The 13,022-nt window shown below is 73.2% G+C and carries 13 protein-coding genes; 7 read left to right on the top strand and 6 right to left on the bottom strand.

Features of this window, described 5'->3' with window-relative positions; genetic code table 11:
* Positions 1-177: 177 nt before the first annotated feature.
* From AB0F03_RS28540 to AB0F03_RS28550, 3 genes are all read left to right on the top strand, one after another.
* Positions 178-915, top strand: coding sequence for an SDR family NAD(P)-dependent oxidoreductase (locus AB0F03_RS28540; RefSeq protein ID WP_361996948.1), 738 nt, complete (start codon positions 178-180; stop codon positions 913-915).
* 48 nt (positions 916-963) lie between these two features.
* Positions 964-1,356, top strand: coding sequence for a SchA/CurD-like domain-containing protein (locus AB0F03_RS28545; RefSeq protein WP_361996950.1), 393 nt, complete (start codon positions 964-966; stop codon positions 1,354-1,356).
* 79 nt (positions 1,357-1,435) lie between these two features.
* Positions 1,436-2,302, top strand: a complete 867-nt coding sequence (locus AB0F03_RS28550; protein WP_361996952.1) for an NAD(P)-dependent oxidoreductase — start codon at positions 1,436-1,438, stop codon at positions 2,300-2,302.
* A 64-nt stretch (positions 2,303-2,366) separates the two neighbouring features.
* On the opposite strand, the gene AB0F03_RS28555 is transcribed toward AB0F03_RS28550, so the two are convergent.
* From AB0F03_RS28555 to AB0F03_RS28565, 3 genes are read right to left on the bottom strand one after another with little or no spacing between them, the layout of a single operon-like run.
* Positions 2,367-2,627 (bottom strand): phosphopantetheine-binding protein, encoded by a 261-nt coding sequence (locus AB0F03_RS28555; RefSeq protein ID WP_361996953.1) that lies wholly within the window; start codon positions 2,625-2,627, stop codon positions 2,367-2,369.
* 25 nt (positions 2,628-2,652) lie between these two features.
* Positions 2,653-3,648, bottom strand: a complete 996-nt coding sequence (locus AB0F03_RS28560; RefSeq protein ID WP_361996955.1) for a beta-ketoacyl-ACP synthase III — start codon at positions 3,646-3,648, stop codon at positions 2,653-2,655.
* Positions 3,645-4,421, bottom strand: a complete 777-nt coding sequence (locus AB0F03_RS28565; protein ID WP_361996957.1) for an NAD-dependent epimerase/dehydratase family protein — start codon at positions 4,419-4,421, stop codon at positions 3,645-3,647. Before AB0F03_RS28565 ends, AB0F03_RS28560 begins: the two co-directional genes overlap by 4 nt.
* A 201-nt stretch (positions 4,422-4,622) precedes the next feature.
* Here AB0F03_RS28565 and AB0F03_RS28570 point away from each other — a divergent pair, with 201 nt between their 5' ends.
* A complete protein-coding gene (locus AB0F03_RS28570) occupies positions 4,623-5,054 on the top strand; it encodes an SCP2 sterol-binding domain-containing protein (RefSeq protein WP_361996959.1) in 432 nt (143 codons plus the stop codon).
* 73 nt (positions 5,055-5,127) lie between these two features.
* Here AB0F03_RS28570 and AB0F03_RS28575 read toward each other — a convergent pair whose 3' ends face one another.
* The 3 genes from AB0F03_RS28575 to AB0F03_RS28585 all read right to left on the bottom strand — a co-directional run bounded on the left by AB0F03_RS28575 (position 5,128) and on the right by AB0F03_RS28585 (position 8,759).
* Entirely contained in the window at positions 5,128-6,297 is a 1,170-nt protein-coding gene (locus AB0F03_RS28575; RefSeq protein ID WP_361996961.1) for a nucleotide disphospho-sugar-binding domain-containing protein, read from the bottom strand.
* Positions 6,298-6,417: 120 nt separating this feature from the next.
* Entirely contained in the window at positions 6,418-7,215 is a 798-nt protein-coding gene (locus tag AB0F03_RS28580) for an FkbM family methyltransferase (RefSeq protein WP_361996963.1), read from the bottom strand.
* 50 nt (positions 7,216-7,265) lie between these two features.
* On the bottom strand, positions 7,266-8,759 hold the full coding sequence (locus AB0F03_RS28585; protein WP_361996965.1) for an FAD-dependent monooxygenase: 1,494 nt from the start codon (positions 8,757-8,759) through the stop codon (positions 7,266-7,268).
* Positions 8,760-9,025: 266 nt separating this feature from the next.
* Between AB0F03_RS28585 and AB0F03_RS28590 the strand changes: the two genes are divergently transcribed.
* The 3 genes from AB0F03_RS28590 to AB0F03_RS28600 all read left to right on the top strand — a co-directional run bounded on the left by AB0F03_RS28590 (position 9,026) and on the right by AB0F03_RS28600 (position 12,933).
* A complete protein-coding gene (locus AB0F03_RS28590) occupies positions 9,026-10,240 on the top strand; it encodes an amidohydrolase family protein (protein ID WP_361996967.1) in 1,215 nt (404 codons plus the stop codon).
* 139 nt (positions 10,241-10,379) lie between these two features.
* On the top strand, positions 10,380-11,681 hold the full coding sequence (locus AB0F03_RS28595) for a nucleotide disphospho-sugar-binding domain-containing protein (RefSeq protein ID WP_361996969.1): 1,302 nt from the start codon (positions 10,380-10,382) through the stop codon (positions 11,679-11,681).
* A gap of 55 nt (positions 11,682-11,736) precedes the next feature.
* Positions 11,737-12,933, top strand: a complete 1,197-nt coding sequence (locus tag AB0F03_RS28600) for a cytochrome P450 (RefSeq protein ID WP_361996971.1) — start codon at positions 11,737-11,739, stop codon at positions 12,931-12,933.
* Positions 12,934-13,022: the final 89 nt, after the last annotated feature.

The following is a 13,022-nucleotide window of genomic DNA, read 5'->3' on the forward strand; positions in this document are numbered from 1 at the left end:
ACCGGTACAGCGATCACCTGGAGGGGGTGAGCAGGACAGGGCCATCCGTTCAGGGCCCGGGGACCGTCCTGCCCGGCGGCCGGTGAGGGCGATGTGAGACGAGCGGTCCAGCTGTTGTCCAGGCACCGGCACCAGACTCCTCATGCAAGGGAAGCGCCCGGCGATTCTGGAGGCACCGTGGATCTACGGTTGGACGGCAGGCTGGCACTGGTCACCGGGGCGACCCGCGGTGTCGGCTTCGCTACCGCGCTGGCTCTGGCACGGGCCGGCGCCGATGTCGTCGGCTGCTACCACGGCGAGGAGCGGACCGCCGAGGACGCCCTGCGCGTCCTGGCGGAGGCGGGCGGCAAGCACCGGATGATCCGGGCCGACGTGACCCGCCCCGACGACGTGAACAGGCTGGCGGGCGCCTGCCGCGAGGCCGGCGCTCCGCTCGCGGTGCTCGTCAACAACGTAGGCGTCGACGCGGTGTCCGCCTTCGCCGATCTCACCGAGGACGCGTGGCAGCACGTGCTCCAGACCAACCTGACCAGCGCCTACCGGGTCACCCGGGCCGTCCTCGGACTGCTCGGCCCGGACGCCTCGGTGGTCTGTGTCGGCTCCTCTGCGGCAGCCCGCGGGGTGCCCGGTCGTGCGCACTACGGAGCCGCGAAATCCGGCATCACCGGCATGACGCGCGCTCTGAGCAAGGAACTGGGACCGAAAGGTGTACGGGTCAACGCCGTCGCTCCCGGCATCGTCGACACGGGCCCGGACAGCGGCCTGCCCGCCGAGGTGCGGGCCCGGATGGCCCGGATGTCCGCGCTGGGCCGCCTGGTGACCGCCGACGAGGTGGCGCAGGGCGTCCTGTTCCTGGCCTGTGACACCGCCCGGTACATCACCGGCGTCACGCTGAACGTCGACGGTGGACTGTAGCCCGACGACTCACTCATTCAACTGCCCCACCCCGACCAGGAGGTTCGTGTGGCCACCGCAGCCATCACCTACAAGATCAAGCCCGGGCACGAGGAGGAGATCGCCGAGATCTTCGCCCACTTCAAGCGGGCGGCCTCGCCGATCCTGCGGGACGAGGCCGGCAAGGAGACAGGCCGGATCAGGGCGACCGCGCTGTTCATCAAGGACGACCACATGGTGCGCTTCATCCAGTTCGACGGGACGCTGGAGGACGTCGGCCGCCACATGGCGCAGCAGGACGGGGTCCGTGAAGCGGAGCGCAGACTCGCCCCGTATCTCGCCGAGCCGCGTGACACCACGACCGTCGAGGGGTTCCTCACCTACTTCCGCAACAGTTCGATGCGCTGCCTGTCGGAACTCTCCGTGGACAGCCTGCCGCCCGAGGTCCTCGCCAAGCTGTGACGCCCGCGCGCCACACCCCGCCGTCCACCCGGTCCGCAGCGGTTCGACGCTGCGGACCGTCCTCTCGGGAAGGGTCGTGATGACCGGCCGACACATCGCCTTCACAGGGCTCGGCAACATGGGAAGCGGCATGGCGCTGCGCCTGATCGACTCGGGCTTCCGCGTCACCGTGCACAACCGGACCAAGGAGCGAGCGCTGCCCGTGGTGGCCGCGGGCGCGGAGTTCGCCGGCTCGGCCGCCGAGGCGGTGGCCTCCGCCGGGACGCTGGTGGTCAGCGTGGCCGACGAGGCCGCCGTGGACGACGTCCTCTTCGGCCACGGCGGGCTGCGTCCGGGGACCCTGGTGATCAACACCTCCACCGTGTCCCCGGGGTACGCCCGCGACGCGAGCACGCGCGTGGCGAAAGCCGAAGCGCACTGGATCGACGCCTGTGTCATCGGCAATCCGCGTCAGGCCCGCGAGGGTGCCATGCGGGTGCTGGTGTCCGGGGCCCAGGAGCACGTTGCTGCGGCCCGGCCCGTGCTCGAGGCACTGGGCGGCGTCGTCGCCCTCGGGCCGGTGGGTCAGGCCCCCGCCATGAAGCTCGCGTTCAACCTGCTGCTGGGCGCTCAGGTCGCCTCCCTGGCGGACGCCGTGCGCTACGGGCGGAACGCGGGGCTGGACCGTGACCTCCTGCTGGCGGTCATCGCGGGCAGCGGCTTCAGCTCCAAGGTCATGGCGTTCCGCGCCGAGGTCATGCGCACCGGCGCGTACGAACCGGCGGCCTTCCGTACCAGCCTCATGCACAAGGATCTGCGCATGGTGCTGGACGACGCCCGGCAGTCGGGTCTGGAGCTGGCGGTGACGGCGAGCGCGTCCCGCTACTTCGAGGAGGCGATCGCCCGGGGCAGGGGTGATGCCGATGCCGCGGTGGTCGGTGAGGCGACCGGCCCGGCGGACGGCTGACGGCTGTAGGGCGCGCACACGAAGGGCGGCGGAGGCCGATGGCCTCCGCCGCCCTTCGGTGATGTCAGTGCCGTTCGCCGGTAAGGCGGTGCCGTACGTACGTCAGCACCGCGCCGGCCGTCGTGAGGCCGTCCAGGTCGTCGTCCGGGATCTCCAGGCCCAGGTCGGCCTCGAGCCGGGTGAACATCTCGTAGACCGCCAGCGAGTCGAGCCCCAGCTCCGCGAACGTGACGTCCATCGCGGAGTCGTCGAAGACGACCCTCTCGTCGGTGCCCACGCAGGCGTCGACGCTCTTCTGGAAGTCGGCCACCGTGAATCTCCGCACCTTCTCCTCCTTCTCCGAGTAGCCGTCAGGGCAACAGGGCGACCTGGCCGGCGTAGTTGAGACCTGCTCCGAACCCGACGAGCAGCGCCGGATCGCCGCTGCGCACCGTCCCCTCGCTCAGCAGCCGCTCCATGGCCAGCGGGATCGAGGCCGAGGAGGTGTTGCCGCTGCGGCACACGTCCGTGGCCACCGCCACGTCCGCGGGCAGACCGAGACGGTCCGCCATGACCTCGATCATCCGCAGGTTGGCCTGGTGCGGGATGAACGCGGCCAGCCGCGCCGCGTCCACACCCGCCTGCGCCATGGCCTGCTGCCCGGCGGGCACGATCCGGCTCACCGCCCACCGGAAGACACCGCGGCCGTCCATGCGCATGTACGGGCGCGGCCGGTCCGGACCGGCCCCGGCCCACGCACCGTCCATGCGCAGCGCGCCGGCGTAGGAGCCGTCGGCCCCGCGCACGGCCGGCGCGATGCCGGGTTCGTCGGACGGCCCCACGACCACGGCGCCCGCGCCGTCCGCGAAGAGGAACGCGATGGTGCGGTCCTCCGGGTCGACGATGTCGGTCATCCGTTCCGCGCCGACCACCAGTACGTGCGCGGCGCCGCCGGAGGAGACGAGGTCGCCGGCGACCGCCAGTGCGTGGCAGAAGCCGGCGCAGGCCGCCGAGAGGTCGAAGGCGCCCGCCCGGTGCGCGCCCAGTGCGTGGGCGACGGCGACCGAGACCGGCGGTGTCTGGAGCAGGTTCGACATGCTGGCCACGAGCACACAGTCGAGCCGCTCGGGTTCCAGTCCCGCGTGGGCGAGGGCTTCGGCGCCGGCCGACGCGGCCATCACGGCGAGTGTCTCGTCGGGGGCCGCGAAGTGGCGGGTGACGATGCCGGAACGGCTCTCGATCCATTCCTCGGTGGAGTCGATGCGGGTACAGATCTCGGCGTTGGTCACCACCCGGCGGGGCCGGTAGGCACCGACACCGAGGATGCGGCTGTACCGGTGTTCCGGCGTGCGCAGACGTACGTTCACCGCTGTTCCCCCTCGGTGGCGGCTCGCGCGGGCGGGGGTGGCGAACCCAGGTAGCGGTCGATGACCGTGCGGTAGTAGGCCGGGTCGGCGACCCGTGCGTGCACGCCCGGCTGCAACCGCGCGAGCCGCTCGACGGACACGGTGTAGGCAGCGGCGCCATGGCGGTACGTCTTGTGCGCGACGGTGCCCAGTGACCGCTCGATGTGGGCCACGATCTCCTCGACGGGCACCGAGGTGCCGGACGCCACGTTGATCACCTGTCTCGGTTCGGCGACGGTCAGCAGACCGTCAAAGAAGGCGACGGCGTCCCGGACGTCGAGCACGTCGCGGTGGGCGCCGCGGTGCACGACCACCGAGCCGCCGCGGATCTGCTCGGTCAGCGAGGGCAGCAGCTGGTGCGGCCGTTGGCCGGGTCCGACCAGATGGGTCGTGCGCAGGACGAGGTGGTCGGCGCGGGAGGCCGCCAGGACCGCTTCCAGGGCCAGCTTGTGCCGGGCGTATGCCGATCCGGGGAAGACGGGTTCGTCCTCCCGTCCGCGGCACCCCCGCGCCCCGTACATGCCGGCGGAACTGGTGGAGAGGTACACCAGCCGCCGCCCGTCGGCCGTGCAGCGCCGGATCACCGAGTAGAGCAGGTCCGCCTCCCGTGCGAACTGCTCCTCCGAGAGCGATCCGGCGCTCGACACCCCGGCGGCGAACACCACTGTGTCCGGATGGCGGTGCGCGAGCGGACGCAGATGCCGGGCGATGAACCCGTTTCCGATGATCTCCATGGGGCGCCGGTCCCTCCTCACGTGTGCCGGGCCTTCGGGACGAGCCTGGTGCCGGGTGCTGGCAGGTCGCTGGACGGGAGGCGTCTGCCGGGCGGACGGGCGGTCCGTCGCCCGGAACCGGTGGCGAACCGCCCGTCCACGGCGCGTCCAGTGGGACCTGGGACGGTGCGAGCCGGTCACGACTGCTCAAAGAGGGGAGCGATGATGGAGTCACCTGCCCGCAGCTTCGAGGAACTGCGCACACTCGTCGAGGGGGGTTCGCCCGAGGATGCGGCGGCGAGGGCGCAGGAGGCGTTCGGCAGCCCGGACGCCGCCCTGGACGCGCTCTTCGCCCTGTATCAGGGGGCGTTCGTCCCGCAGCGGGCTTCCGGTGCCGCGGGTGAGTTCCGGTTCGACGTCGCGACGTCGGCGGGTATGCGGCAGTACACGGTCTCGGTGGGCGACGGCCGGTGCCGGATCCGCCGGGGCACGGACACCTCGCCCACCGCCGTCACCACGATCGGCCTGGGCGACCTGCTGTTGCTGTCCACGGGGCTGGCCACCGGTTTCGAGCTCAGCGCGCAGCGGCGACTGCGCACCGAGGGAGATCTGGTCGCCGCGATCAGCTTCAAGGACTGGTTCGACCTCGGCTGAGAACAGTACGCGCGGGAGGGGAGACGGATGCCTCCCCTCCCGCGCGCGGGCGATGTCGTTCCCGGTCGTGTGGTCAGCGGCCCGCGGCCAGCTCCTCCAGCAGGGTGACGGTCTCGGCGGGCGACGGCATGGCCGTCATCTCGTCGCGCAGCCCCCGCGCGGCCCGGGTGTAGGCGGAGTCCTCCAGCAGATCGGTGACCGCCTGCCGCAGACCCTCGACGCTGTTCTGCTTCTCCACGGTGTCCAGCGCGATGCCCGCGCCGACGGCGGCGATCCGGTCGCCGAAGTCGAACTGGTCGAGGAACTGGGGTACGACGAGCTGCGGCAGTCCGAAGGACGTGGCGGTCAGGGCCGTGCCGGCGCCGCCGTGGTGGACGACCGCGTCACAGTGGTGGAGGAAGAGCTGGAGCGGCAGGGAGTCCACCAGGCGCACGTTGCCGGGTACGTCTCCGACCAGGGGCAGGTCCGACGACGACACCGCGACGACGACCTCGGTCCGGTCGATGCCGCTGACCGCTTCGATGAGCCGGCGAAGCAGTGGCATGCCGTTGAGCGCGATGGTCTGGTTGCCCAGGGAGACACAGACGCGGCGCACGTCACGCGGCATGTCCACGGCCCAGCCGGGAAGGACGCCGGTGCCGTTGTACGGGACGAACCGCAGTGGCTGGGCGCCGCCGATGCCCGGGTACTGCAGGGTGGGCGGGCAGGGGTCCAGGGTCAGGGCCGGTTCGGGCAGGCCGGACTCCAGGCCGAGGCGGTCCGCGGTCCTGGACAGCACCTCTCTGGCCGTCCCGTCGAAGCGCCCGGTCAGGCCGTTGACCCCGAGTCCGTGCCGCACCGAGGGAATCTTCAGGACCCCGCCGGCCAGCCGGCCGGTGAACTCGAACGGCTCGGAGACGATCAGGTCCGGCCGCCAGGCCGTGGCGAACTCCACGTACCTGTCGACGGCGTACTGGGTGAAGGTGGCCCAGGTGCGCGCGGCTATCGCGGCCATGACCTCACCCTGCCGGCCCCACGCCTCGATGGGCGGCTGGTCGTCGGGCAGTCGCTCGCGCAGCATGGCCAGCTGGTCCAGGTGCTCACCCACCGCGTGGGCGGGCAGGCCCGCTCCGCGGATGACGGGCGCCAGGTCCGGCTGGCTGACGACCACGACCTCGTGGCCCGCCGCACGCAGTCCCCAGGCCAGCGGGACCATCAGGGTGAGGTGTCCCGGTGCCGGGATGGCTGTCATGAGCACTCGCATGTGATCTCCATAGCGTCGAGGTGATCGCGGGACGTGGGAACGGAGGGCTCGTGATGCTCTCAGGGCGTACTCGCAGGGGGCTGGACACCGGGCGGCGGCCGCACCCGGCAGGGGGTCCGCTCAACGGTCGCGGACGGCCAGCACCATCTGTACGCCGGTCCCGGTGAGCATCTCCTCCTGGCCGACACCGACGGTGAATCCCCGCCGGGTCAGCCCCGCCACGACGGCCGCCAGCCGGCCGTCCCTGTCGTGGACCTCCGCCACGACACGGCGGATCCGGGGCCAGTCGCTCTCTTCGACGCCGTCCAGGACGTCCTGTTCGGCACGCTCCACGTCGATCTTGAGCAGCGCGATCTCGTCGACGCCGTGCTCGGCCATGGCGGCGGTCACGGTGGTGACGTCCACCTGGTACCGGCGGCCCTGGTACATCGTCTCCCCCAGGGCGCGGGCCGTGTCCTCGTCGATGCCGGTGTTGGCCAGATAGGTCATGAGGTGGCGCCGGTCCTCGTCCTCGTCGGGGTAGAGGCTGCTCTGCGCGGGCGACCGCGGATAGTACGTCAGCTCCCCCGTGCCCGGACGGGAGCCGACGGCGGCCTGGACTGCAGTGATGCCGGTCCCGTGCCGGCGCGTGTTCTCCCGCAGGCAGGCGAAGCAGTCCTCGGCCGGTTCGAAGGAGTACACCCGCAGACCCGGGACCAGGTCGGAGAAGAACAGGGCGGCGAGACCCAGGTTCGCGCCCACGTCGAAGACGACGTCCCCGGCCGCGAGGCCCTCCACGCCCCTGGCGTACAGGTCGTTCCCGGTGACCTCGTGCCACAGCACGGCCGCCTGGTTGGGATCCGGGGCCACGATCCTGCGGCCGTCGGGAAGTGCGATCTCGTGGGCGGCGTCCGTGCGTTCCGCGTCCGTTTCCGGCATCCGCTTCTCCTCGTGCTGTCCACTGTCCTCGGGTGCGCCTGTGGGTGATGTCAGCTGCCGTACGTCTCACGCAGGTACCGCGCCGGTGCACCGCTGTCGCCCGGGCCGACACGGCACCCGAGGTAGCCGTCGGGCCGGATGAGCAGCGTCTCGCCCTCGGCCAGGGCGTACGGGTCCGCCGGGTTGCCGGCGGCCGTGGCGGCGGGTCGCGCGCTCCGCACCCCGTGCGGCAGGCCGGTCCGCGGTACGGCGGCGACGGACACCCAGTCACCGTGGCGCAGTTCGTCGTAGAGGGTGGTGGGGCTGCCGTCCGCGCCGGTCAGGGCGATCTGGGGGGCGCGGTCACCGGCCCTGAGACCGGGGCGTTCGGCCCACTGGCGGCTGAGCGTGCTGTCCCGGTAGTCCACGGCCTGGTCCGACCGTGCCTGCTGCTGCCTGCGGACTCCCACGGTGACGGCCTCTGGGGTCGGCGGGGTGCCGACGCCTCCCCAGAACGAGCGCTCGGTGCGGCGCAGCAGGTCGTGGGCGACCGGGAGCCGTTCGGCCGCGTAGGTGTCCAGCAGCTGTTCGCCGGCGCCGCCGACGACGGCCGCGAGTTTCCAGCCGAGGTTGAATGCGTCCTGGATGCCGGTGTTCATCCCCTGGGCGGTGACCGGCATGACGGTGCGGGCGGCATCGCCGGCCAGCAGGCAGCGGCCGTACCGGAAGGAGCCGGCGACGCTGTTGTGCAGCCGCACCCGCCAGCTGTGGCGGGGTGAGCGGAGCCGGACGTCCGGCACGCCGGAGAGCTTGCGGACGTACGCCTCGACCTCGTCCACGGACGGGTCGCTCCGGTCCCCGGGGTCCGGGTCGGCGACGGCCGCGAAGAGCCGGCGCCGGCCGTCGGGCAGGGGCAGGTCGCCGAGGAACCCGTCCGCGGTCAGGTGGAGATGGGCCGCACCGGCGCCGTCGCCGGGCAGTCCGTGCGCGACGGCGTCCACCTGGACGAGCTGGGTGCCCGTGAAGCGCCGGGTGTGCCAGGGCACGCCCAGTGCCTCCCGGACCATGCTGTGGGAGCCTTCGGCGGAGACCACCCACTGCGCCCGGACGGTCTCGCGGGTTCCCGTGGCGTGGTCGAGGGTGAGGGTCACGCCCTCGGCGTCCTGTTCCGCTCCGGCCGCGCGCACGCCGCGCTCGACCTCGGTGCCCAGGTCCCGCAGCCGCTCCGTCAGGGCCCGCTCGGTCTCCTGCTGGCCGATCAGCAGCGGCAGCGGATACGGCGTGTTCCCCTCACGCAGGTCGACGGCCAACTCGGGTCCGCCGAACGGGTGGTAGACCCTGCGCCGGTAGCTCACCGCCCGTGACACGAAGTCGGCCATGGGCAGACCCATCAGATCGAACGTCTCCAGGGTGCGCTGCCACACGGTGCAGCCCCGCGTGCCCGGGCGGGGTTCGGCCCTGCGGTCCACCACCCGGCACTTCACGCGCCGTCTGGCGAGTTCGACCGCCACGGACAGCCCTACGGGGCCCGCCCCCACCACCACCACTTCAGCCGCCGCCACCATGACCGTCGTGCCTCCTCACTGGATTCCCCGCCGCAGCGGAACCGGCCGGCGCGGCCCGGACCGGACCGGCCGGGGCTCCATGGACACCCGTCCGCTCCTCGCCTACGGTGGACCGCGACCGGCTTCCCACGGCCCTGTCGGCGAGTCCCTGTCAGCGCGGTGCACAGGTTGACGCGGATCTCCGGAACCGCGTTCCCAGCCTCACCCGAGGCGCTGGACGCTCGATCGACGCGCGATGGCAGCGCGCGATCCACAGGAGGACTCCCATGGGCCGAACCATCTTCCGCAACGTGCGTGTCTTCGACGGGCGGCGTGTCCGTGCCGAGGACACCGTCGTCGTCGCCTGCGGCCGTATCGAGGCGGTCGGCAGCGCGCTGCCGGTGCCCGCCGGCGCCGAAGTGGTCGAGGGCGGCGGACGCACCCTGCTGCCGGGACTCATCGATGCCCACACCCACGTGGTCGGGGACGCCCTGCGGCAGGCGCTGCGGTGGGGCGTCGCCACCGAACTGGACATGGCCAACTTCCCCGACGCGGTCGCCGCCGCGAAGAAGGAGCAGGACGGGCCGCTCGGCTCGTCGATCGCGGACCTGAGGTCCGCCGGCTGCGCCGCCACCGTGCCCGGCGGCCACGGCTCCGCGCGCTTCCCGGACATCCCGACGCTCACCGAGCCCGAGGAGGCGGCCGGTTTCGTCGAGGCGCGCATCGCCGAGGGCTCGGACTACATCAAGGTCCACTACGACGACGGCCAGGTCTCCGGACGGATGCACGGCACCGAGCTGCCGGTCATCCGCAAGGCCACCATGGCGGCCGTCATCGCGGCGGCCCGGGACCGCGGCCTGCTCACCCTGGTGCACACCGGGACCGTACGGGCCGCTCTCGACGCGGTGGAGGCCGGCGCGCACGGGCTCGCCCACCTGCTCGTCGACGAGGCGCCCGGGCAGGGGTTCGGGGAGGCGCTCGCGGAGCACGGGGTCTTCGCCGTACCCACGCTGACCATGGTCGAGTTGTTCTCCGGCAGCCCCGCGCTGGGCACGCTCGCCGACGACGAGACCGTGGCGCGCCATCTGTGCGCGCGGGACCGGGAACTGCTGGAGCGGCACCGGACGGGCACGGCACGGCGGCTCGCCGTCGACCTCGGTGCCGCACAGGCCGCCGTCCGCTCGGCCCACGCCGCGGGCGTGCCGCTGCTCGCCGGGACCGATGCGGTGATGTGGTTGCACGGCATCGGACTCCACCGCGAGCTGGAGCTGCTGGTCCAGGCCGGACTCACCCCGGGCGAGGCGCTCACCGCGGCGACCGCGACCCCCGCGGCGGTCTTCTCCCTGACCGACCGGGGCCGGATCGCGCCGGGCCTGCGCGCTGATCTCCTCCTGGTCGACGGCGACCCCACACGGGACATCCGGGCGAGCCGGGCCGTGTCCGGCGTGTGGAAGCGCGGGGTCAGGGTCGCGCGGCAGCCCGTCGAGGACGCCCGCGGCTGAGCCGTCCGCCGGACCGACGCCCGCACCGCGCCGTGTCCAGCCGGAGTCCAGCGGCACGGGTGACCGTGGCCGGAGCGCCGGTCCGGCGCCGTGCGCCCACACCCTGCGGCGGGCACCATCCCGAGTGACGGAGCGGACGATGTCCACGATCCTCCTGGCCACCCTCGCGGCCAGCGGCCATGTCAATCCCTGCGGCCCCGTCGCGGCGGAGCTGACCGCCCGCGGGCACCGTGTCGTCTGGTACACGGGCGCCCGGTACGCGGACCGGGTGGCGCGCTCCGGTGCCGAGTACGCGCCGCCGGAGCGGGGCGCGTTCGTCGACCTGGACCGGTTGACCGACGAGCACCCCGAGTTCCTCGCGCTCCCGCCGCGGGCCCGCGGGGCGTGGTTCACCGAGCAGGTCTTCGTCCGGCCGGTGCCGGGCCAGTACGAGGACCTGCGCACGCTGATGGCACGGCACCGGGCCGATGTCCTGCTCGCCGACTCCACACTCGTCGCCGCCTCCCTGATGCACGAGCTGCACGGGGAGTTGTGGGCGACGATCAGTGTGGCGCCGCTGGCGATCCCGGATCCGCTGGTGCCGCCGTTCGGCAAGGGCTGGCCGCCGGGCGGGCAGCCCTGGCGGCGGGCCCGGCGCCGGTACGCCGAAGCGGTCGAGCGCCGCCGCTTCCCGGAACCGTTGCGGCTGATGAACGTCATCCGCGCAGACCTAGGCCTGCCGCCGCTCCGCAGCAGTCCGTTCGACGCCAATCTCACCCCCTACCTGTACGCCCAGGCCACCGTGGAGGAGTTCGAATACCCGCGGGCCAGGCTGCCCGAGCAGGTGCGGTTCATCGGGCCGCTGCTCCCCGCCCCGGCGCCCTCCGGTCCGCTCCCGCACTGGTGGCCGGAGCTGGCCGAGGGCCGGCCGGCGGTCCTGGTCACGCAGGGGACGGGCGCCCGCGACCTGGGCGAGCTGGTGGTGCCGGCCGTCCGGGCGCTCCGCGACCAGGACATCACCGTCGTCGTGACCACGGCGGGCGCCTCCCACGAGGCACTGCGCCCCGGCTCGCTGCCGGCCAACGTCCATGTCGAACCGTTCCTGCCCTACGCCCGGCTGATGCCGCACCTGGACGCCGTGGTCACCAACGGCGGGTACGGCACCGTACAGCTCGCGCTCGCGCACGGCGTCCCGGTCGTGGCCTCGGGCGTGACCGAGGACAAGCCTGAGGTGTGCGCACGGATCGCGTGGAGCGGCACCGGCGTCGACCTGCGGCGGCGGCGCCCGCCGGAACCCCTTCTCGCCGCGGCCGTGCACCGCGTGCTCACCGACCCCGCGGTCCGGCGGGCGGCGTCCGCGATGCGTGCCGCCTTCGCCGGACGACAGGCGCCACGGGAACTCGCGTCGCTGCTCGAGCGGCTGATCGAGACCCGCCGTCCGGTGACGGCGCCCGGCGGGTGACATCCCGCCCGCCCGTCAGTCCCGCCGTACGCCCCGACACCGTCAGGAGACCCACGTGACGAACGACCACCCGCCGCTGCTGTTCCCCTTCCCGTCCGCCGAACCGTGGCATCCGGCACCGCAGTTCGCGGAGTTGCGCGAGACGGACGGCCTGCGGCGCGTGACCCTGCCCACCGGGGACCGGGCCTGGATCGCCGCTCGCTACGAGGACAACCGGCGCCTGCTCTCGGACCCCCGCTTCAGCCGGGCCGCCGCCGCGCGGGCCCACGCCCCCCGGGCCCGGCGCACCGCACTCGAAGCCCGCTCGCTCACCACCATGGACCCGCCCGAACACACCCGGCTGCGCAGGATCGCCATGCGGGCGTTCACCACCCGGCGGGTGGACCTGCTGCGGCCGGGCGTCCGCCGCACCGTCGGCCGGCTGCTGGACGCCATGGCGGCGGCCGGTCCGGGCGCCGATCTCGTCGCGGCGGTGGCCAGGCCCCTGCCGGTCACGGTGATCTGCGAACTGCTCGGAGTGCCCGCCGGGGACCAGGAGCGGTTCGGAGCCTGGACCAAGGACTACCTGAGTGTCACCGACCGCACGGCCGGGCAGATCGAGGCCGCCGCGGCGGCGCTCAAGGACTACCTGGCCCGCCTGATCGCCGAGAAGCGGCGCCGGCCCGGCGCCGGGCTGCTCAGCGACCTGGCCAACGCACCCGAAGGGGAGCGGCTGGACGAGGAGGAGCTGGTGACGTTCGGGGTGACCCTGCTGGTCGCCGGGGTGGAAACGGTCGCCCATGAGATCAGCGGCGGCGTCCTGGCTCTGCTGGAGCACCGGCACCAGTGGGACCGGTTGCGCGAACAGCCCTCGCTGCTCGACGGCGCCGTGGAGGAACTGGTCCGCTACACCCCGGCGGCGGTCAGCGGCGGCACCGTCCGCATAGCGCTGGAGGACGTCGAACTGGGCGGCGTTCTGGTACGCCGGGGGGAGGCGGTCCTGCCGGCCGTGATCTCGGCGGACCGGGACGCCGCCGTGTTCACCGGCCCCGACGAGCTGGACGTGACGCGGCACCCCAATCCGCACCTCGGCTTCGGCCACGGCCCCCACCGCTGCCTCGGTGCCCAACTGGCCCGCGCGGAGCTGGGCATCACCCTGGGCGCGCTGATCGCCCGGTTCCCCGGGCTGCGCCTCGCCGTGCCCGTGACGGACCTGGAGTGGGAGCTGCGCACCATGCAGCGGGGACCGAAGGCCCTGCCGGTCCTGTGGTGAGCCCCGGACGGGGGGGTGAGGGCGGCGGGGAGAGGAACACCCTCTCCCCGCCGCCCTCACCCCTTGCTGCGGAGTGCCCGCAGCGGGGC

Origin of the sequence: Streptomyces sp. NPDC028722 (genome assembly GCF_040637655.1) — a bacterium.
Lineage (GTDB): Bacteria > Actinomycetota > Actinomycetes > Streptomycetales > Streptomycetaceae > Streptomyces.

Bases quoted from the DNA above. Each gene is read 5' to 3' on its own strand.
- AB0F03_RS28550 (WP_361996952.1), top strand. From the start codon at position 1,436: ATGACCGGCCGACACATCGCCTTCACAGGGCTCGGCAACATGGGAAGC.
- AB0F03_RS28565 (WP_361996957.1), bottom strand. From the start codon at position 4,421: ATGGAGATCATCGGAAACGGGTTCATCGCCCGGCATCTGCGTCCGCTC.
- AB0F03_RS28570 (WP_361996959.1), top strand. From the start codon at position 4,623: ATGATGGAGTCACCTGCCCGCAGCTTCGAGGAACTGCGCACACTCGTC.
- AB0F03_RS28575 (WP_361996961.1), bottom strand. From the start codon at position 6,297: ATGCGAGTGCTCATGACAGCCATCCCGGCACCGGGACACCTCACCCTG.
- AB0F03_RS28580 (WP_361996963.1), bottom strand. From the start codon at position 7,215: ATGCCGGAAACGGACGCGGAACGCACGGACGCCGCCCACGAGATCGCA.
- AB0F03_RS28585 (WP_361996965.1), bottom strand. From the start codon at position 8,759: ATGGTGGCGGCGGCTGAAGTGGTGGTGGTGGGGGCGGGCCCCGTAGGG.
- AB0F03_RS28590 (WP_361996967.1), top strand. From the start codon at position 9,026: ATGGGCCGAACCATCTTCCGCAACGTGCGTGTCTTCGACGGGCGGCGT.
- AB0F03_RS28595 (WP_361996969.1), top strand. From the start codon at position 10,380: ATGTCCACGATCCTCCTGGCCACCCTCGCGGCCAGCGGCCATGTCAAT.